The organism is Nisaea acidiphila, assembly GCF_024662015.1.
GTDB classification, from domain to species: Bacteria; Pseudomonadota; Alphaproteobacteria; order Thalassobaculales; family Thalassobaculaceae; genus Nisaea; species Nisaea acidiphila.
The window spans coordinates 4572035-4592117 of record NZ_CP102480.1; the positions used below are offsets into that span (position 1 = coordinate 4572035).

The following is a 20083-nucleotide window of genomic DNA, read 5'->3' on the forward strand; positions in this document are numbered from 1 at the left end:
TTCATGGCACCGATCCTTGAGGCCCATGGTCTTTGGAAGAAATTCGGCGACTTCCAGGCGCTGAAAGGCGTCGATTTTACGCTTGAGACGGGCGAGCTCGTCTTCATCATCGGCCCGTCCGGATCCGGGAAGAGCACGCTGCTGCGCTGCCTGAACCGTCTCGAGGAGCCGAGCGACGGCGTGGTCATCTTCGAGGGCGTGGACCTGATGGACCGGAACGTCGATATCAACCTGATGCGCCGGCGCATCGGGATGGTGTTCCAGCAGTTCAATCTCTATCCGCACCTCAATGCGCGCGACAACATCACGCTGGCGCTGCGCAAGGTGCTGGGCAAGAGCCGGTCCGAGGCGAACGCGGTCGCGGAGAAGATGCTGGAACGCGTCGGTCTCGCCGACAAGGCGGAGTCCCATCCGGGCGCGCTGTCCGGCGGCCAGCAGCAGCGCGTCGCCATCGCCCGCGCCCTCGCGCTCGAACCGGCGGTCATGCTGTTCGACGAGCCGACCAGCGCGCTCGATCCCGAACTGGTCGGCAGCGTGCTGCAGGTGATGCAGCAGCTTCGCGACGCCGGCATGACCATGGTCGTGGTCAGTCACGAAATGCGTTTCGCGCGGGCGGCGGCGGACCGGGTGATCTTCATGGCCGACGGCCAGATCCTCGAGGAGGGCACTCCCGAGGAGATCTTCGAGGCGCCGAAACACCAGCGCACCCGGGAGTTCATGGCGGAGATCGGGCAATGAGCGAGGCCGTGCCCGCGACCATGTGGGAGCGCTTCGTCGAGACCTTCTTCCGGCCCGACCTGATCGCGGAATATTCCGGCGCCATCGGCAAAGGCGTGATCGTCACCTGCGAGATCGCCGTGCTCGTCGTGGTTTGCGGCATCGCGCTCGGCATGGCGCTTGCGATCTTTCGCAGTTATCGGAACAAGGCGTTGTCGGCGCTCATCGTGATCTTCGTCGATCTGATGCGCTCCCTGCCGCCTTTGGTGCTGATCCTCCTGATCTATTTCGGCCTGCCGACCCTCGGCGTGACCCTGTCCGGCTTTTTCGTGCTCTGGCTCGTGCTGACTCTCGTGCTCGGCGCCTTCTCTGAAGAGATCTTCTGGGCCGGGATCCTCTCGGTCCGCAAGGGGCAGTGGGAGGCGGCCCGCTCGACCGGACTCGGTTTCAACCAGACCCTGATCTATGTCGTGATCCCGCAGGCGGTCCGGATGACCGTCGCGCCTCTGACCAACCGGACCATCGCGATCACCAAGAACACCGCGCTTGGCACCGTTATCGGGGTGGGGGAGATCCTCAACCAGGCCTCGACCGCGCAATCCTTCTCCGGCAGTGCTACGCCGCTGATGATGGGCGCCATCGCCTATATCCTGCTCTTCATTCCGGTCGTCGCCGTCGGGCGCTGGATCGAGACCCGCTTCCAGTGGAGGCGCGCCTGAGATGGACGAGCTGATCTACAATTTCTTCAATATCGACATCATGAAAGAGGTCTTCCCGCTGATGCTGCGGGGCGCCGGGATGACGCTGCTGCTCTGTGTGGCGGTGATTCCGCTCGGACTTCTTGGCGGCCTGCTGGTTGCACTTGCGACGCGGACGAACTACCGGACGCTCCGCTATGCCGTCATCGCCCTGATCGACCTCTTCCGCGCGGTGCCGCCGCTGGTCCTACTCATCTTCGTCTATGCGGGGCTCCCTTTCGCAGGCGTCGATATCTCGCCTTTCACGGCGGTCTGTATTGCTTTCCTGCTGAACAACTCGGCTTATTTCGCGGAAATTTATCGTGCCGGGATCGACAGTATCGGCGTCGGGCAGTTCGAGGCCGCGCGCTCGACCGGGCTCTCCGGCATCCAGACCATGCGCTACGTGATCCTGCCGCAGGCGACACGGAACGTGCTTCCGGACGTGCTCAGCAACACCATCGAGATCGTGAAGCTCACCTCGATCGCCAGCGTGGTTTCGTTCCAGGAGCTGCTCTATTCCGCCGATATGGCCCGCTCCGTGACCTACAACGCCTCACCGATAGTCATGGCCGCGATCGCCTATCTGCTGATGCTCTGGCCGGTCGTCCGGCTGCTCAGCCGGATGGAGCACCGCGTCGGTCAGTAGGGATTACCGCGTCACGAGGCCGGCGCGCTCAAGACCGTGTTTCAGATGGAAATAGTCCTCCGGATTGCGGACCGGTTGCGCGGCGAGGAACCAGCGCGTGATATCGCCGGGCAGGGGGGGCATGTCTCCCGCCCAGTTCTCGCGCGTGATCTCGAGGAATCTTTGTGCCTCGCGTTCCGCGGCCCGGCTGTTCCCGAGCTGCGCGAAAGCTGCGGCGGCCCAGGCCGGCGGATAGAGAATGCTGTTCTCGCCGGCTTTCGCCGCTGCCCAGATGGTTCCCGGATAATCCCGGCAGAGATAACGGCATGCGGCTTCGAAGCACCAGTTGAGCGGCCGGTAGGAAGTGTCCATCTCGCGAGGGGTTTCGAGGCGCCTCAATGCTTCTTCGGTTTCGCCGCAATAGGCGATACCGAGCGCTGCCGAGATGGCTACTCCGACATCGTTCTCATTCAGGTTCTCTGCGATCCCGAAACAGAGGATCGCGCGCTCGAACTCACCCGCTTCAAGATGGGCCCAGCCGGACGCGTGGTAGCTTTTCGTGTCCTTCGGCCCTGTCTCGACGGAGTGTCGCGCATACTCCAATGCGAGACTGGAGGTGTTTGAGTCTTCCTGGATCCCGGGGCAGACGAAGCGTTTCAGGCTATGGCTGAGCGAGAGACTGGAAAATCCCGGGGCGAATTCCGGCGCATCGGCGACGATGGCCTCGAAAACCCGCGCCGCCTGGGTCCAGCTCGTCGGAGTCCACCGCCGCATCAGCCCGCGGCCCTGTAGCCATCGGTCATAGATCGACGGCGATACCGGTCCGTCATTCGCAGGATTGACCGTCCGGCCGGAGGAGAGGTCGACATTTATCGCGACCGCCAGCTTTTGTACCAGCTGTTTCAGAGTACGGGGCCAGGTCTCGAGGCTCGCGGGGCTTTCCTCGCTCCATAGAATGGTGTCTGTCGCTGTCGCGCGGACCGATAGCAGGACATGGAGCACGGTGTCCTTCACATAAGTGTCCGCTTCGACTCTGTAGCTGGGTTCAAGCACCGCGAAGCTCTTGCTCCGCTCCTCCCGTTCACCGTCGACCACCAGCCATTCCCGGAACTTCAGCAGGCTGGACATGAACTGATGCCGGAAGGCGCGGGCCTTGAATTTGAGCTGCTCCGGAAGACCGGTATCCGAGAAGCTCCCGATCACGAGCCGAGGCGCTCCGACCGGATTGGCGGCATCGTCTTGAGCCCCAATCTCGACGCCGGCTTCCTTAGGGCCGGTTCCGGATTTGATCATCGCGACGAGCGCTTTGGTCTCTTCCGACGGCTCCATGTCGTAGTCGGTATCGAGCAAAGTCCAGAGCCGGTTGTAGCGTTTCAGCGCGGAGGCGATATCGCCGGTGCGAGCATGCTGGATCATCAGCTCCCGACAGGCCGCTTCGTGAGTAGGGTCCAGGTTGGCGAGCGCGAGTGCTGCGTCTTTCGAGATCCGGTCGCCATCGGGGCCTCCGGGGCGCGATTGGTCGCTTATTCGGGCCTCAAGGCTGGCGACCAGCCGGTCGTGGAGAATCTGCCGTTGCACCATTATCCAGGAGCCAAAAGCAGGATCCAGATCCTCTAGGCCGAGTAGAAGGGAGGCAGACACGTCGCTCCTCTGCAGCAGGATCGGATGCACTGGGGCGTCCGAATCCCGTTCCAGAATGGTCCAGAGGTCAGTGGTGAAAGCCTTGGACAGGAGCCGGATCTCGGTACGGGTTACGTCGATCCCTTCAATTCCAATGGCGCTGAAAAACAGGTTGAGCCGCCTCAGTGCCTGTCTGAGCGAGGCGCGGGCCTGCTCCTCGGGGGCACCGCTCCAAAGAAGGCCGGCAATCCGTTCGCGGGTCTCATTCTGCGCCGGTACAAGCATGAGATAGGCAAGAATCGCCTGGGCTTTCCGGCTCGGCAGATCGGTGCTGCCGTCAGGAGACTCGATCATGAAGCCGCCAAACAGGCTAACCCTCAGGGCTCCGCCTTGCGGCGTGGCGCTATGCTGAAAGGCACCGCCTTGCACATCGTCGGAGTCGGAGTAGGGCAGATCCACCATGATCAGTCTTTGCCGCCGGGCATGTGCTCCATCGAAGAGACATTCCGCATGAACAAATTGCGGAACTTGTCGGGTTGTAGACTTGATCGTCGACCGAAACCGGGCACCAGATCAACCGGCTTTACGAAATGAGAGCATTCCGATTTCTGTCGGCGGACTGCCATTAATCGGTAATCAAGCTGACATCCAGACTCGCTAGCGTCTGTCTCTTTGTTAAAGCGGTCGCGGCGGAACAATGAACGGAAATTCGGGACTGGACTGGTTTCGTCGGGAGTTTGAGAAAAGGACACCTATTGTCTCGTATTGTAACCCGGATGACTCGGTATCCCGTCAGATCCTCATCCGGCTCGTCGAACTGCTGAGCGGTCAGCCGCGACTCCAGCGCATGTATGACGATTATTGCAGCCGGTATCTCGGGTCGGAAAATTTCTGGCAGTCCGCTGTGGACTATCTCCGCTTGTCCGTTCGTTTCGAGGAGTCGCGGCTTCGGGAGATTCCGTCCGACGGTCCGCTGATCGTCGTCGCCAATCACCCTTTCGGAGTGCTTGACGGTATAGCGGTCGGCCACATCACCTCGCAGGTCCGGGGCGATTTCAAACTCATGGCCCACGCTGTGCTCGGCCGGGCCGAACCGCTCCGGCCCTATCTGATCCCGATCGAGTTCGACGGCGCATCGAGCGCTGTGCGCAGCAATGTCGAGTCGAAGCGGAAAGCGCTCAACCATCTGAAAGACGGCGGCGCGCTGGTGATCTTTCCCGCAGGGCGCGTCTCCACGGCAGACAATGTCTTCGGGCGTGCGACCGATGCACCATGGAAACTGTTCGCCGGAAAGCTGATCGCCCATTCCGACGCGACCGTTGTGCCGATTTTCTTCGAGGGCCAGAACCGCTTTCTCTTCCACCTCGTGAGCCGCTTCAGCGAGGCCCTTCGCGAGGCCCTGCTGATGAGCGAAGTCGTTCGACGGATCGGTGACGAGGTGAGGGCCCATATCGGAGACCCGATCAGGGCTTCGGATCTCGGCGGCGGGTCGGACCGGCAGGCCCTGCTGGATGACCTCCGGCAGATGGTCTATGCGCTCGATCCGGCGAGCGGTCCGCGGCTGGTCGCCTGACCGGGGTCAGATCAGCGTTTCCTCCAGAACCAGAGCGGCCGCGCCGCGCGCCCAGACTTCGTCTCCGCCGGAGTCGATCCTGAGATCGACGGTTTGATCGGCCCCGAGGAGGCTGTTCGCCTCCATCGCGTCTCTGAGTGAAGAAAAGAAAGCCCTGGCGGACTGCGCGCGGGCGCCGGACAGCACGACCACAGGCGGGTCGAGGATATCGACCAGATTGGCGATACCAGTGCCGAGCATGGTACCTGCCCTTTCGAAGATCGAGATGACGGCTTCGTCACCATCGTCGGCCTGGCGGATAAGTTGCCGCATCCTGTTCTGAAGCGCGATCGGGTCGTCCGTATCGACCGAGGGACCGAGAATGTTGGCCTCGCGGGCGATGGCATAGTCCGACGCATAGGCCTCGATGCAGCCGCGCTGGCCGCAGCGGCAAAGGGCCCCGCCGACCACGATCTTGGTGTGTCCGAATTCCGCTCCGAACCCGTGGGCGCCGCGATAGAGTTTCTCGTTGACCACAAGTCCCATGCCGACACCGTGTTCGACGGTCACCACGAGCACGGTCGGAAATGTGCGTCCGACGCCGAACCATTTCTCCGCGAGCGCGGTCATGTTCGCATCGTTGTCGATGAAGGTCCGGAAGCCGGAACGTTGCTCGACGATCTCCTTGAAGGGAACGTCTCGTTCCGAGAAGACCGGCGCCCAGCGGACGAGGCCGGAGGGATATTCCACATAGCCGGGGATCCCGATGCCAACGCCAAGAACGAGCGCGGGGTCTATGGCGGAATCGGCGATGATCTTCTGGACCTGCTGGACGCAGATATCCGCGATCCATTCAGGCGCGTCGCGATTGGCGCGCACCGGGATGGTTTCGGCTCCGAGAATATCGCCCGAGAGATCGGTGAGCGAGACCGCCGCCTGGTGCATCGAGATCTTGATGCCGACGGCATAACCGGCGTCAGGGTTCAGTTCCAGCCTGGTTCTGGGGCGTCCACGCGCGGCCTCGTTGCGGTCCGGGGCGGCCGGCTCCTCGCGGATAACGCCGTCCTCCAGCAGTTCGGAGGTAATGATGGTAACCGTCGCGGGGCTGATCCCGATCTGCTCGGAGAGTTCGATCCGCGCGGCCGCGCCGCGGCGCCGGAGACAGTCGACGATCGCCTTGCGGTTTTGGGCGCGAACCGGGTCAGGAATATGGCGGCCGAGCCTTTGATCGTGCTGGTTCATGAAGTCACAGCGGCAATCGGCCCCGGAACCGCTCTTCCGGCAGTCCCCGGATGCCGTCGAGCTCGGCGACATAGATGCCGCCGGCGGTAGGTTCCTCCGCTTGCCGTTCCGGGCTGAAACCTTCGCGCGCGGTCGCTATGAACAGAGTGTCGAGATTACCGCCGCCGAAGCAGGCGAGGGTGACCTGGCTTACCGGGAGTTCGATGCGGATATCCCGTGTGCCGTCGGGCAGGAAGCGCTGCACGCATCCGCCTTCGAACTGGGCGTTCCACACGCCGCCCTCAGCGTCGACGCAAGACCCGTCCGGAGCGCCCTCGCTGTTACCGAGCTCGGCGAAGACGGCACGGTCGGAGACCGCTCCCGTCGCGCGGTCATAAGCGTAGCGGTAAATCCGCTTGCCGGAGCTGTCGGCGAAATACATTCGGGTTCCGTCGGGTGAGAAACAGAGGCTGTTGGTACAGCCCACTTCGGTGATCAACGGTGTCGCGGATGTTCCGCCGGCAAAGGAATAGACGCCGGAGAGCGGCCGCAGACCGTCTTCGTCGAGCCCTCCGAAGACGAACCGTCCATCGCGGTCGCAGCGTCCGTCGTTCAGCCGTGTGGTCGGCAGGTCGGCCTCGATTTCGAACAGTTCCCTAAGGCCGCCGTTGCCAGGGTCGAAATGCGCCAACCCGTCCTCATGGGCGATAACGAGAGTGCCCTGATCGGTGAAGGCGAAGCTGCCGATACGCTTTTCGAAGTCAGTCTTCGCGGCGCCCGATCCATCGGCGTTGCAGCTCCAGAGCGCGCGGCCGTGAATGTCCGTCCAGTAGAGCTTATTCTGCTCTCCATGCCACTGAATGCCTTCGGCGAGAATGTTCCGGCAATCGAGCAGCAGGCGGGCGCGGATGGTTTCAGGCAAGGGCACGCTCCTGCAGGTGATCCGGCATTTTCCCGAGGATGATCATGCCGAGCACATCGTCTTTCGAGACCTCCTCCGTCCGGACGGTCCCGACCAGACGGCCATTCTTTATCACCGTCAGACGGTCGGAAAGGTCGAACACGTCATGGATGTCGTGGCTGATCAGGAAGATGCCTATGCCTTCCGCCTTGAGCTGCTTGATCAGTTCCGCGACCATTCGCGTCTCCTGAACGCCGAGCGCGGCCGTGGGCTCGTCCATGATCAGCACCTTGGCGTCGAAATAGACCGCGCGGGCAATAGCGACGGATTGACGCTGACCGCCGGAGAGCGCCTTCACCGGAGCGGCGAACTTACGGAAATTCGGGTTCAGCCGGCCCATGATTTCCCGTGTCTCGGCTTCCATCCGGACTTCGTCGAGCATGCCGGAACCTGTAAGCAGCTCCCGACCGAGAAAAAGATTGGCGGCGGCGTCCAGGTTATCGGCGAGGGCGAGGGTCTGGTAGATGGTCTCGATATTGTAGCCGCGGGCGTCGCGCGCGTTTCGGATTGTCGCGCTTTCGCCGTCGATCAGGATGTCGCCGGAATCCTTCGGATTGGCGCCGGAAAGCACCTTGATGAGGGTCGATTTGCCGGCGCCGTTATGGCCGAGCAATCCGACGACTTCCCCCGGATAGAGATCGCATGTCACCCCGTCGACGGCTTTGACGCCGCCGAAGGACACATGGATATCGCGCATTTCGACAAGCGGCGTGGTTCTGCTTGTGGCCATGTCGGTCACTCCCCGATCCGGCGGCGGTAGAGCTGGTCGACCCAGACCGCGAGGATCAGCACGAGGCCGATGACGATCGATTGCAGGGAGGTGTTGATGCCGATCAGCGCCATCCCGCTTTGCAGGCTCTGCATGACCAGTGCGCCGAGAATGGCGCCGTAGATCGTGCCGACACCGCCCGCGAGTGAGGTGCCGCCGATCACCGCGGCGGCGATGACCCGAAGCTCGTCCAGAGTACCGAGATCGTTTGCGGCCGATTGCAGACGGGCCGAGGCGATCACTGCCGAAAGGGCGCAGAGTGCGCCCATCAGCGTGAAGATATAGAGCGTCATGCGTCGCGTATCGATGCCGGACAGCTCCGCCGCCTGCGGATTGCCGCCGATGGCGAAGACATAGCGGCCGAACTTGGTGCGGCGGGCGACGATGGTCATGACGATCGCAACGAAAGCGACGATCACGACCGGGATAGCGATGCCGTGCACCAGCTCGAGGCCGCCTTCGGGGATCTCCCAGCCTTTCGCTTCGGCCAGCCGCTTCGCCGCGCGGGTGGGGACCGGATAAGCGTTCATGGCGGAAACGAAACTCGCGACGGCGACACAGAGCACGCCGATATTGAGCCAGTCCGCCCAGAGCGGCTTCAGCGGAAAGTCGAAGAGCTTGCGCCGCCGCCGGCCGTTCAGGATGCCGAAGACCGCGAGCGCCATCATGAGGATGCCGAATAGCCAGGAGGCCGTATAACCCAGCGTGCCGGCGATGCCGCCGCCGAAGAGAACGAAGGTCGAGTCCAGCGGGGCGACGGTCCGTCCGGTCGTGACCCACCAGGCGGCGCCGCGCCAAACCAGCAGCCCGCCGAGCGTGACGATGAAGGCGGGCACGCCGAGATAACCGATTACCCAGCCCTGCAGGCTTCCGATCAGGAGCCCGAGCGCGAGCCCGACGCAGATCGTGAGAATCCAGTTGGCCGGGTGATTGAAACCGAGCATCTCCGGCAGGATCTCGGCCTGAACCACCCCCATGACCATCGCGATCACGCCCAGCACGGCGCCGACCGAGAGGTCGATATGGCGTGTGACGATAACGAAGACCATGCCGGTCGCCATGACCGCGACCGAGGCGGTCTGGACAGAAAGATTGAAGAGGTTGCGGGGGGTGATGAAGCGGCCGTCCGTGAGCAGGTCCAGCAATACCCAGATGAAGAGCAGGGCGCCAATCATGCCGAGCAGGCGCAGATCGAGTTCCATCGTCCGGACGATTCCGCCGGGGCTGGCCTTTGCGGGCGGTGCCTTTTCCGAGCCGGACTCGGGGCGGGGATGTGCCTGTTCGCTCATGCGGGCATCCATCTGGCGGGAAAGAGAAAAGACCGGCACCGGGGACCGGTGCCGGTCAGGGGACGGAGCTTCGGCGTCAGTCGCAGGCCGCGACCGTGCCGCTCTTCACACCCTTGCAAACGACGTCCTTGGCGACCCAGCCCGCATCGATAACCACTTCGAGCTTGTCCCGGGTGATAGGGACCGGCGCGAGGAAGACCGAGCTCAGTTTCTGGCCGCCCGGGCTGGTCCAATCGGCGGCACCGGTGACCTCGCCGAGGTCCTTGCCCTTGGCGAGCTCGATGGCGATCTCCGCCGCGCGCTTGCCGAGATCGCGCGCATCCTTCCAGACCGAAACGGTCTGCGTTCCGAGCGCGACCCGGTTGAGCGCCGCGTGGTCGCCGTCCTGGCCGGAGACCGGAAGGCCTTCCATGCCCTGGGCGGTCAGGGCCGCGACCACGCCGCCCGCCGTGCCGTCGTTCGAAGCGACGACCGCATCGACCTTGTTGTCGTTGGCGGTCAGGATCTGTTCCATGTTGCGCTGGGCGTTCGCCGGGAGCCATCCGTCCGTGTACTGCTCGCCGACGATTTTGATGTCGCCCTTGTCGATGGCCGCTTTCAGCACCTCGAGCTGGCCGTCATGCAGGAAGTCCGCGTTTGGATCCTGCGGGCTGCCCTTGATGAAGACGTAATTGCCTTTCGGCTGCGCCGCGAAGACCGCGCGGGCCTGCATGCGGCCGACCTCGACATTGTCGAAGGTGATGTAGAAGGCGTCCGGGTGTTCGATCAGCCGGTCGTAGCCCACCACGGGAATGCCTTCCGCCGCCGCTTTCTGAACGGCCGGCGTGATGGCCGATGCATCCTGGGCGAGGATGATCAGGGCGTTCGCGCCGCGCGCGATCAGGCTCTCGACGTCGGAGAGCTGTTTGGCCGTCGAGCTCTGCGCATCGGCGCTGATATAGTCGACGCCGGCTTTCTCGAGCGCGGCCTTGATCGCGGCCTCGTCGGTCTTCCAGCGTTCTTCCTGGAAATTCGACCAGCTCACTCCGACGATGGCGTCGGCGGCTTTGGCGGCCGGATAGCCTGCCAGAATGCCGCCGAGCGCAATTGCGCCGACGGCAAGAAATCTCGTGAGACTTACCCTCATTGTGTCCTCCCTCAAGGAACAGGCGTTAATCGCCGATTGGTTTATTTTTATGGTCAAAAAATAGGTTGCCGCAGCCGGGTATGACCGTCAATCTTTTCGTCGAACGAATCCGGGGAGGAGCAGAAGACATGGCGGCATATGCAACGCGGTACCCTGATCTTGAGGGAAAGGCCGTGTTCGTCAGCGGCGGTGCGACCGGGATCGGGGCGGCGATCGTCGAGGCTTTTTGCTGGCAGGGCGCGCATACCTATTTCGTCGATATCGACGTCGAGTCGGCCGAAGCATTGACCGCAAGCGTTGCGGAGAAGACGGGGACTTCGCCGTTTTTTCATCGTTGCGATGTGACGGATACGCAGGCCTTGCGGGATGCGATCGAGCGCGCGTCGGAAGTGACAGGCGCGCTTTATGCGCTGGTGAACAACGCAGCACGCGATCTGCGGGTTCCGGCGGATGAAGTGACAGAGGATGTCTGGGACGATCTGGTTGCGATCAATCTCAAGCACCAGTTTTTCGCGGCGCAGACGGCCTACCGGCTGATGGCGCCGAGCGGCTGTGGTTCGATCATCAATTTCGGCTCTATCGCGCCGGGGCAGGGGGTGAAAAATCTCTCCGTCTATTCATCCTGCAAGTCGGCAGCCTTCGGTCTCACCCGGTCGCTTGCGCGCGATTTCGGCACGGCCGGTGTCCGGGTGAACTCTATCATTCCCGGTGCGATCCTGACCCCGCGTCAATTGCGGGATTGGATCGACCCGGACACCAAGCGGGAGATTATCGAGCGGCAGTGCCTCAAGCGGGCGATGCAGGAGGACGACGTCGCCGAAATGGTCCTGTTCCTCGCCTCCAACGCTTCGCGCGGCTGCACCGCGCAGGAATTCACCGTCGATGGAGGCAATATCTAGGCGGTTGGCTCCAGTGCAGCCGCGGCGGAAAGCGCTTCCGTGCGGATCGAGCGGGCGAGATACCAGCCCAGAAGCCGTTTCGGCGCATGACGCATGACGAAATTGCGGATGGCGAAGGCACGGGGCGTCGAGGGAATGAAGAGCGGAGCAATCTTTCGGCTGCGTTCCTGTAGTTGAATTATGGCAGGCCGCAGACGTTGTTCGTGACCCGTAAGGGCATCTTCCACCGTATTCTTCGACAGTTCGTCCGCGAGGACCTTTGCCGATGTGATTGCCATGCCGGCGCCTTGGCCGGAGATCAGCGTCAGACAGTGTGCGGCATCGCCGAGAAGAACGATCCGTCCCGTCGACCAGGACGGCATTTCCACCAGCTCGAGATTGTCGAAGAACAGCGCATCGTCGCTCGGCAGGGCGTCGATATAGTGCAGCGCCGTCTCATGCGCGCCGGTATAAGCCGCGCGCAGGCAATCGCGTCGAGACGTGGCCGGAACGCGGCTCTGGTCGTCGGTCTTCCAAGCATAGAGCGTTGCGAGGCGGCCGTCGGAAAGGGAGTAGATTTCGGTCATCCGGCCGGGCTCGGCAAAGGAGAGGAAATCGTGGCCGAGCGCCAGATCGTCCTGCATCTGAAAGGCCGCGAAACGATATCCGAGCGGGCGGATGAAATCGGAATCCTCGCCGAACGCCATCCGGCGGATCGTGGAATGCATGCCGTCGGCGGCGATCAGCAGGTCGGCGCGGCAGTTGCTACCGTCGCTGAGCGTTGCTGTCACCCCTGCCTCGTCCTCCTCAATTCCGGTCACAGTCGTTCCGAAACGGAGGTCGAGATCGTCCGGCAGAGCGTCATGCAGGACCTCGACGAGATCGGTCCGGGAGAGGGTGATCCAGTCCTGATGGCCGAGCAGTTCCTGATACTTGGCGCGCCAGAGCTCGCGCCCATCGCGGCCGAAATAGACATTCTCGTGGATCGGGCGATGCCGCGCGCGGAGCGCTGGCATCAGGCCCATTTCTCCGGCAATCGTGTAACCCGGTCCGGAGAGGCCGAGCATGTAGCCGTCGGTGCGCAATTCTGGCGCCTTCTCGACAACAAGCGGATGCCAGCCTTTTTTCAGAAGCCACCAGGCGGCGGCCATGCCGCCGACGCCTGCGCCGACGATGAGAGCGGTTTTAGTCTGCATTGGTCGTATACAAGTCCGCGCGCTTGAAGATTGCAGGAAGGAAAAGCAGCGCTGCGACCGCAAAGCCCGCAGCGAGGTTGAAGCAGATACCAAATCCGAGATGCTCGGCGATGATGCCGGAACCGAAACCGGCAACGACAGAGACCAGGGCGTCGGTGCATTGGAAGATCGTGAAGTCGGTGCCGGCCTGGTGTTGCGATGTCCAGTCCATGACCACCGTGTAGAGTGCGACGAAGGTGCCGGCGACTACGGTGCTTTTCACCAGGTAGAGCGCGCTCAGCACCAATTCCGGCTGGGGCACGAAGGCGGAAATGGCGAACATGGTGAAACAGGCGGTCTGGATGCCCAGCATCACAAGTAGCGTCCGCCTCGCATTCCAGCGCCGGATCGCGAGGCCGGTCAGCACGATGCAGGCGATGCAGAGCACGGTCCCGATGGTTCCGGTGAGGATACCGATTGTCGCCGCGGACATCCCGTTGTCGATCAGGAACGGTCCGGTCATTACCTGAGTGAGGCGCAATCCCATCTGCGCGATGAGCATGGCCAGCAGACCCCAGCGAATCTCGGGTCTCCTGAAGGCGTTCATCAGCGAGGGGCGCGGGCGGGCGGCCTCGCTGCCGCCCTTTCCGGGATCAGGGGTGAAGAGAAACGGCGTTGTAAGCATGACCGCGACGAAGGTCATCGTCAGCACTGCGGTCATCCAGCCGAAATGGTCGTTCAGAACGAGGAAGAGGCCGGTGCCGATCATGATTCCCGCATAGCCGCCACCGACCTGGATCACATTGCCCCAACCCCGATGCTCGAGACGGATCTGCTCGATCATGAAGCCGTCGCCGGCGATATCGACCGTTGAGGCGATAAGGGCGATCAGCCCGAAGGCGGCGAAGATCCAGACGAACCCGTCCTCGATCCCGTAGAGCGCGAGCCCAAGCAGGATCGCCGCAATGGTCAATTGGCCTCCCACGACGATGCCGCGCGAGCGGCGCGGGCCGGTTGCCGGAATGCGCCAGCTCTCGAGCTGGGGCGACCAGAGGAACTTGAGCGCCCAGGGCAGCATGAAGAGCGATACCAGACCGATCAGGTCGAGCGCGGCACCGGAGCTGCGCAGAACCGTCGGGACGCCCTGGAACATCATTGCGCCGACGGTGCTCTGGATCGTGTAGACCCCGCCCATCACCACGAGCAGGCGGGCGAGGGGAAGTCCCGCCCGCCGCGCGTCGCCGGTCCCGGTCGCGACGGCTTCGCTCATCAGAAGGAGAACCTCAGGCCGGCACCGAAGACACGGCTCTCGCCGACCGAGCTGAAGGTGCTGCCGCCGGAGGAATAGCTGTAGGTCCGGTAGATCTCGTCAGTGATGTTGTCGACGTAGAGCCGCATCTCCAGCCCGTTATCGAGCGCGATGTCGAGGGAGGTGTCGAGGATGACGTAGCCGTCCTGGTCGAGCGTGTTGGATTCGTCGAAATAGGTCTTGCCCGAATAGGTCCCGGCGAAGCGGATGCTGACGGCGCCCGGGATCACGGTCTGCGGGATGACATAGCGTGCGGCCGCCCGGAAGCTGTAGTTCGGGGCGTAGGGCAGCGTGTTGCCGTCATATTCCTCGCCGGTATCAGGGTTGCTCGCATCGGTGAATGTCGAGCGACCGAGAGTGCCGCCGAAATCGATCAGCAAGTCCGGGCTCACATGGGCCCGCGCATCGAGTTCGAGACCGTAGCTTTCGGCCTCGCCGGCATTGCGCAGGTACTGCGAGCCGACCGGGCCGGTATAGAACTGCTTGTCGTCGGTTTTGATGTAATAGGCGGTCAGGCCCGCTTCCACGACGTCGTCGAAGAGCCGTCCGCGCCAGCCCGTCTCCAGGTTGGTCGAAGTCTCGGACTCATAGCGGACATCCTGTGCCGCGTTGGTCTCGGTGAAGGCGACGGTGTGGTTGAACCCGCCCGGCTTGAAGCCGCGGCTGACGAGGGCATAGACTCTGTGCGTCGGGGCTACCTGCCAGCCGACCGAGAGCTTCGGCGAGAAATCGTCGAAGTCGTCGTCGTCCTGGATCGAGATCGCGAGCGGATCGACGCGCTGGTAGTCGATGCTCGCCTCCTCGCGGGACCATCTCAGCCCACCGGTCAGGTCGACGCTGTCGGTCAGCGCATAGGTCGCCTCCCCGAAGGCGGCGTAGGAGGTGGTATCGACCTTGTTCTCCGAGGTGCCGACGAAGCCGGCGAAGGCCGGGGTTTCCCTGCGGAATTCGGTGTCCTGAAAATAGACGCCGCCGACGCCGCTCCAGCGATCGCCGAGCACGAAGTTGAGGCGCAGCTCCTCGGCCAGCGTCTCCTGGAACTCAGGCGTGTCGAATCCCTGGATCAGGCGCTTCTTCATGTCCCGGTCCTGGTAGGAGGTCACGCTTGTCAGGGTTGCCGCCCCGAAATCGTAGGAAGCGCGCAGAGCGTAGGTGGAGACGTCTCTCTTGAGCTCGTTGACACCGCCCTGGCTGGTGCTGTCGAAATTCAGATCGTCGAGATTGGCCTCGGAGAGGTAGAGCTCCTCGTGGCTCTGCAGCTCGTCCCGCTGTGCGCTGAATTCCAGTTCCAGCGGTACTTCCTCCGGGGTCAGCAGAACCTTCGCCGAGCCGAGCCAGTTGCGGCTGTTGTCGATGTCGTCGGCGCCGGTCGCGATGTCGTCGATCTGGCCGGTATAGTCGACCCGCTTCACGTTCACGCTACCGAAGAGTACGTCTTTCACCAGCGCGCCCGACACGCGTCCGCCGGCGTTCCAATCGTGGGTCGAGTATCCGCTGCTGACCGTGCCTTCGATCTCGTTGCCCGGGCGCTTGGTGATGATGTTGATCACGCCGCCATGAGCATTCCGTCCGTAGAGCGTGCCCTGCGGGCCGCGCAGCACCTCGATCCAGGCGACGTCGAGCATCTCCTGGGAGAAATAGGCAGGGTCCTGCGGCACGCCGTCGACATAGAGCTGAACCGACGGGTTATAGAAGTCCGCGGAAGTGACGCCGCGTAGCGAGAAGTTCGTATAGGCCCGGTTGCCGCGCTTGCGGACGACCAAGCCGGGGATCACTTTTTCCAGGTCTTCGGTCGAGGTCACGCCCGCTTCCTCAAGGTCCTCGCCGGTCCGCACGCTCACCGATCCGTCAACCTCGCCGAGCACCTCGGGCCGTTTGTTTGCGGTCACCTCGATGGAATCTAGATAGACCGTACCCGCGCTGTCCTGCGCCAGTGCCGCAAGTGGTGTCAGTGCCGAAGTGAACAGCGCGGCCCCGCTGAGCAGTGCGATGCGGCAGTTGCGATATGTTTTGAGCGCCTTCATGGACAACCTTCCCCGAGTAAGAACCCGCGCGAGAGTAGGGGAGTGTTCCTGCTGTTGCGGCCACGATCGGGGCGGAAATGACTTCGATCAGGACTTTATTTGCGAATGGTTTGCAATTTCAATATATTCGGCGTGGGGAATTTATCAGGTGACGTGCATGGAACTGACGCCAGCGGTTTACCGCTTCGACAAGGATCACCGTCTATTCTCGCGCGCGGATGGCAGCGCCGTCGACGGCTGGAAGGCGGCGTTTCGCTCCGAGGAGGTCGGTGACGGCTGCCGCGTCGGGGCCATCGACTGTTTCATACCGGCCGACGAGACCCATATCGTGGAAGGGCCGTCGACCTTCAGCGTCAGCCTGTTTCTGCAGGGTGCAGGGCAGTTTGAACTTGAGGACGGGCAGGCCTTCGAGTTCGGTCCGGGTTCGATGTTCCTGTTCCATACGGTCGGGGAGACCCGAGGGCGTGATAGCATGTACGGGAACAACAGGCTCCGGGGCGCAGAGTTCCGTTTTTCGCTTCCCGTGCTGAGCCGCGCCGGCATTGCGTCGGTCAACGGGGTCGAAGGTGCGCAGCGGGTCGGAAGCGGATCCGTCGCCCTGTTCATGCATCGTCCCCTTACGGGCTCGCTCAGGCTGATTGCCGAGCAGACCGTCGATTGTCCTCTGGAGGGCCTCGCCCGGCGCCTCTACCTGAAGTCCAAATCACTCGAAGTGCTTGCCCATGTCGTCGCGATGTACGAGGCCTCCAAAGGCGCCCCGGCGAACGTTACGGCACGGGACCGGCGGCGCGTCGAAGAGGCTGCGAAGATCTTGAGAGAGCGCTGCGACGAGCCCTGGACGATTTCGCGTCTGTCCCAGGAATGCGCCATCAACGAACGGAAGCTGAAAGAGGGTTTCCGCCTGGTGCTTGGCGAGACGGTCCTCTCGGTCCTGGAGCGGGCGAGGGTGGAGCGGGCGCAGGGGTTGATGCGCGACGAGGCGTTGAACGTTGCGGAGACCGCGCTCGCGGTCGGCTACAGCAATCCGAGCCATTTCGCCAAGGTGTTCCGGCGCCTGACCGGGACCGCGCCGGGTCTCTGGCGCCGCGCCGTCTGACCGAGATCAGCTCAGAACGAAACCCTCGTATCCGGCATCCGCGACGGCGTCGCAGCGCGCGCGGTAGTTCTGCAATCCGCCGGCATAGGGCATGAAGACCCGCGGCTTGCCGGGCACGTTGGCGCCGAGATACCAGGAACTGTTGGCCAGCGGCAGCAGGGTCGCCTCTGCTGCCCGGTTCGTTTCTATCACCCAGTCCTCGGCCGCTTTCTCGGTCGCCTCGATCCGGGTCTGTCCGTTCGCGCGCATCTTTGCGATGCAGTCGGTGATCCAGTCGACATGCTGCTCGATGGAGACCGGCATGTTGGTGAGCACCGATGGGCTGCCCGGTCCGGTGACGGTGAAGAGGTTCGGGAAGCCCGCGACCTGGAGGCCGAGATAGGTCTTCGGTCCGGCCGCCCAGGCGTCTTTCAGGGAAAGCTCGTCCTTGCCCGCGATATCGATGCGGAGCAGGGGGCCGGTGATCGCGTCGAAACCGGTCGCGAAGACGATGATGTCCAGATCGTAGCGCGCGTTCTCCGTCTCGATCCCGGTTTCCGTGATCCGTTTGATCGGGTCGGACTTGATGTCGATCAGGGTCACATTGTCGCGGTTGAAGGTCTCGAAATACTCGGTATCGACAGGCGGCCGTTTGGTGCCGAAGGGATGGTCGAGCGTGCTGAGCAGCGCGGCTGTCTTCGGATCCTTCACGATTTCCCGGATCTTGCTTTTGATAAAGTCTGAGGCGGTGTCGTTCGCGGCCTTGTCGACCATCAGATCCTTGAAGACCGCACGGAAGCGGAGACCGCCTTTCTCCCAGGCTTCTTCGTAGATCGCCTGGCGTTCCTCTTCCGAGACGCTGGCTACCAGGCGGTCCTCGATCGAGAAGGGATGCCCGTTCGGATTCGAGATCATTACCTTGTGGATCTCGTCGCTATGCTCCCTGGCGTATTGCTTGAACGCGTCGCTGAGCGGATGGTTGCGCGCCGGGATGCTGTAATTCGCCGTGCGCTGGAAAACCGTCAGGTGGTCGGCAGAAGCGGCGATGACGGGCGCGGCCTGGATGCCGGTCGAGCCGGTGCCGATCTGTCCGACCCGCTTGCCGCTGAAATCGACGCCTTCATGCGGCCACTCGCCGGTGTGATACCAGTCGCCTTTGAAGTCTTCGAGGCCGGGAATGTCCGGCACGTTGGCGGAGGAGAGACAGCCGACGCCGGTGATGAGGAACGGCGCGGCATAACGCTTTCCCGCTTCCGTCGTGACGTGCCAGAGCGTTGCCGCGTCGTCGAAGCGGGCGGAGACGACCCGGTCGCCGAGGCGGATGTCCTTGCGCAGGTCGAAACGGTCCGCGACGAAATTCAGGTAGGAACGGATCTCCTCCTGGCCCGGATAGCGCTCGGACCATTCCCACTCGTTCAGCAGCTCTTTGGAGAAGTAGTAGCAGTAGGAGTGGCTCTCGCTGTCGCAGCGCGCGCCCGGATAGCGGTTCCAGTACCAGGTTCCGCCGACCCCGTCCGCCACCTCGAGCACCTGGGCATTCAGCCCGAGCCGGTCGCGCAGGCTGTGCAGCTGGTAGAGGCCGGTGAAGCCGGCGCCTATGATTAGTGCGTCGAAACGCTCGACGTTTCCGGATACCGCCCGGTCTGCCGCAGCCATGTCTTCGGCCATGTTTTCACTCCCTGTCCTTCTTTTGCCGAAAGCATGGCCCGGCACCGCGGGCGGATCAATCGCACGGCCCGCAAAGACTGCCGTGCCCGTGCGGAGCGAACGAAAAAGCCGGCCTCATTCGAGGCCGGCTTTCCGTCAGAGGTCTGAAATCCGGATCAGGCCGAGCGGTAAAGCTTGGTCATGGAGAATTCCCGGTGTCCGAGCGCCTCCGCCGCCGTATGGCGACCGTTGGCCGTGCGGATGATCATGTCGATCAGAGCGTCGCCTGCCTCGTCGATGGTCATCTCGCGGGTCAGCACGCCGGTCACGTCCACATCGATATGCTCGGACATGGTGCGGAGTGTGCGCGGATTGCCGGAGATCTTGATCACCGGAACGATCGGGTTGCCGATCACGTTGCCCTGACCGGTCGGGAAGGTGTGGATGACGAAGCCGCCGGCCGCCATCAGGGTGACGCATTCCGCTGCAGCGGAAGAACTGTCCATGAAATAGAGGCCGGGGCCTTTCTCCGGCGCTTCGGCGGGGCCGACGGCGTCGATATAGGTCGAGGTGCGGCCGATCTTCTCGAGATTCCCGAGCGCCTTTTCCTCGATCGTCGTCAGGCCGCCCAGGATGTTGCCCTTGGTCGGCTGACTGTCGGAGAGATCGCTGGTCTTGAAAGGCTCGATCACCTCGTCCTGATAGGCCTGGAACAGTTTCATGAACTTGGCGCCGGCCTCCGGCGTCGCCGCGCGTTTCTCGCAGATATGCTCGGCGCCGGTGATTTCAGAGGTCTCGCCGAAGCAACCGTAAAGGCCGTGTGGCAGCAGCTTGTCGTACATGTTGCCGACGGTCGGGCAGGACGAGAGGCCGGTCGTGGTGTCGCTCTCGCCGCACTTGGTGGAGACCCAGAGGTCGGTCAGCGGCAAAGGCTCCTTCTGCAGCTCGGTTGCCCAGTGGACGAATTCCTTCGCCTTCCAGGACGCTTGCCGGATGGTCTCGAAATCGCCTTTCTGCTCGATGGAGAAGCCTTCGACCGGCTTACCGGTCTTGGCGATACCGTCGACGATGACCTGGGTCCATTCCGGCTCGATGCCGATCACCACCACGGCGGCGACATTCGGGTTCGCCCCTGTGCCGATGATCGTGCGGAAATGCAGGTCGAGATCTTCGCCAAACTGCAGACGTCCGTAAGCATGTGGGATCGCCATGGTGCCTTTGACGTTGTTCGCAACGGCTTCGCAGGCGGCATTCGAAATGTCGTCGACAGGCAGGACCAGGACGTGGTTGCGGACGCCGACGCGGCCGTTTTCCCGGCGCCAGGCGTTTACGGAGGTATTTGTGAAATCGGCCAT

The 20083-nt window shown here is 62.9% G+C and carries 17 protein-coding genes; 6 read left to right on the forward strand and 11 right to left on the reverse strand.

What is annotated here, in order from left to right; genetic code table 11:
- Positions 1–3 precede the first annotated feature (3 nt).
- Genes NUH88_RS21400 through NUH88_RS21410 form a run of 3 tightly spaced genes read left to right on the forward strand, consistent with a single transcriptional unit; the run spans position 4 to position 2103 of the window.
- Positions 4–738: an amino acid ABC transporter ATP-binding protein gene (locus NUH88_RS21400; protein WP_308220080.1), complete on the forward strand. Its 735-nt coding sequence runs from the start codon at positions 4–6 to the stop codon at positions 736–738.
- Positions 735–1436, forward strand: coding sequence for an amino acid ABC transporter permease (locus NUH88_RS21405; protein ID WP_257768850.1), 702 nt, complete (start codon positions 735–737; stop codon positions 1434–1436). The genes NUH88_RS21400 and NUH88_RS21405 overlap by 4 nt, the downstream gene beginning before the upstream one ends.
- Position 1437: 1 nt before the next feature.
- Complete coding sequence (locus NUH88_RS21410) at positions 1438–2103, forward strand: amino acid ABC transporter permease (protein ID WP_257768851.1); 666 nt, start codon at positions 1438–1440, stop codon at positions 2101–2103.
- Between the two features lie 3 nt (positions 2104–2106).
- On the opposite strand, the gene NUH88_RS21415 is transcribed toward NUH88_RS21410, so the two are convergent.
- Positions 2107–4164 (reverse strand): AfsR/SARP family transcriptional regulator, encoded by a 2058-nt coding sequence (locus NUH88_RS21415; RefSeq protein ID WP_257768852.1) that lies wholly within the window; start codon positions 4162–4164, stop codon positions 2107–2109.
- Between the two features lie 385 nt (positions 4165–4549).
- On the opposite strand from NUH88_RS21415, the gene NUH88_RS21420 reads away from it, so the two are divergent.
- Complete coding sequence (locus tag NUH88_RS21420) at positions 4550–5275, forward strand: lysophospholipid acyltransferase family protein (protein ID WP_257768853.1); 726 nt, start codon at positions 4550–4552, stop codon at positions 5273–5275.
- 6 nt (positions 5276–5281) lie between these two features.
- On the opposite strand, the gene NUH88_RS21425 is transcribed toward NUH88_RS21420, so the two are convergent.
- The 5 genes from NUH88_RS21425 to xylF all read right to left on the reverse strand — a co-directional run bounded on the left by NUH88_RS21425 (position 5282) and on the right by xylF (position 10620).
- Positions 5282–6496 (reverse strand): ROK family transcriptional regulator, encoded by a 1215-nt coding sequence (locus NUH88_RS21425; protein ID WP_257768855.1) that lies wholly within the window; start codon positions 6494–6496, stop codon positions 5282–5284.
- 4 nt (positions 6497–6500) lie between these two features.
- Positions 6501–7397, reverse strand: a complete 897-nt coding sequence (locus NUH88_RS21430; RefSeq protein WP_257768857.1) for an SMP-30/gluconolactonase/LRE family protein — start codon at positions 7395–7397, stop codon at positions 6501–6503.
- Positions 7390–8166: an ATP-binding cassette domain-containing protein gene (locus NUH88_RS21435; RefSeq protein ID WP_257768859.1), complete on the reverse strand. Its 777-nt coding sequence runs from the start codon at positions 8164–8166 to the stop codon at positions 7390–7392. The genes NUH88_RS21430 and NUH88_RS21435 overlap by 8 nt, the downstream gene beginning before the upstream one ends.
- Positions 8167–8171: 5 nt before the next feature.
- Positions 8172–9494 carry a sugar ABC transporter permease gene (locus NUH88_RS21440; protein WP_257768861.1) on the reverse strand — a complete coding sequence of 441 codons (1323 nt, stop codon included), beginning with the start codon at positions 9492–9494 and terminating at the stop codon, positions 8172–8174.
- Positions 9495–9570: 76 nt separating this feature from the next.
- Positions 9571–10620, reverse strand: coding sequence for a D-xylose ABC transporter substrate-binding protein (gene xylF, locus NUH88_RS21445; protein WP_257768863.1), 1050 nt, complete (start codon positions 10618–10620; stop codon positions 9571–9573).
- 128 nt (positions 10621–10748) lie between these two features.
- Here xylF and NUH88_RS21450 point away from each other — a divergent pair, with 128 nt between their 5' ends.
- Positions 10749–11519 carry an SDR family NAD(P)-dependent oxidoreductase gene (locus NUH88_RS21450; protein ID WP_257768864.1) on the forward strand — a complete coding sequence of 257 codons (771 nt, stop codon included), beginning with the start codon at positions 10749–10751 and terminating at the stop codon, positions 11517–11519.
- On the opposite strand, the gene NUH88_RS21455 is transcribed toward NUH88_RS21450, so the two are convergent.
- Genes NUH88_RS21455 through NUH88_RS21465 form a run of 3 tightly spaced genes read right to left on the reverse strand, consistent with a single transcriptional unit; the run spans position 11516 to position 16006 of the window.
- The gene (locus tag NUH88_RS21455; RefSeq protein ID WP_257768865.1) at positions 11516–12694 is read right to left on the reverse strand and encodes an FAD-dependent monooxygenase; all 1179 of its coding nucleotides are present in this window, start codon (positions 12692–12694) and stop codon (positions 11516–11518) included. The two genes, NUH88_RS21450 and NUH88_RS21455, sit on opposite strands and share 4 nt — an antisense overlap.
- Positions 12684–13943, reverse strand: a complete 1260-nt coding sequence (locus NUH88_RS21460) for an MFS transporter (protein ID WP_257768867.1) — start codon at positions 13941–13943, stop codon at positions 12684–12686. Before NUH88_RS21460 ends, NUH88_RS21455 begins: the two co-directional genes overlap by 11 nt.
- Entirely contained in the window at positions 13943–16006 is a 2064-nt protein-coding gene (locus tag NUH88_RS21465; RefSeq protein ID WP_257768868.1) for a TonB-dependent receptor, read from the reverse strand. Before NUH88_RS21465 ends, NUH88_RS21460 begins: the two co-directional genes overlap by 1 nt.
- Before the next feature lie 157 nt (positions 16007–16163).
- Here NUH88_RS21465 and NUH88_RS21470 point away from each other — a divergent pair, with 157 nt between their 5' ends.
- Entirely contained in the window at positions 16164–17102 is a 939-nt protein-coding gene (locus tag NUH88_RS21470; RefSeq protein ID WP_257768869.1) for a helix-turn-helix domain-containing protein, read from the forward strand.
- Between the two features lie 6 nt (positions 17103–17108).
- Here the strand turns inward: NUH88_RS21470 and NUH88_RS21475 are convergent, their stop codons facing one another.
- Together NUH88_RS21475 and NUH88_RS21480 are read right to left on the reverse strand one after the other, a co-directional pair.
- Positions 17109–18749: a flavin-containing monooxygenase gene (locus tag NUH88_RS21475; RefSeq protein WP_257768871.1), complete on the reverse strand. Its 1641-nt coding sequence runs from the start codon at positions 18747–18749 to the stop codon at positions 17109–17111.
- 155 nt (positions 18750–18904) lie between these two features.
- Positions 18905–20083, reverse strand: a complete 1179-nt coding sequence (locus tag NUH88_RS21480; protein WP_257768873.1) for a UxaA family hydrolase — start codon at positions 20081–20083, stop codon at positions 18905–18907.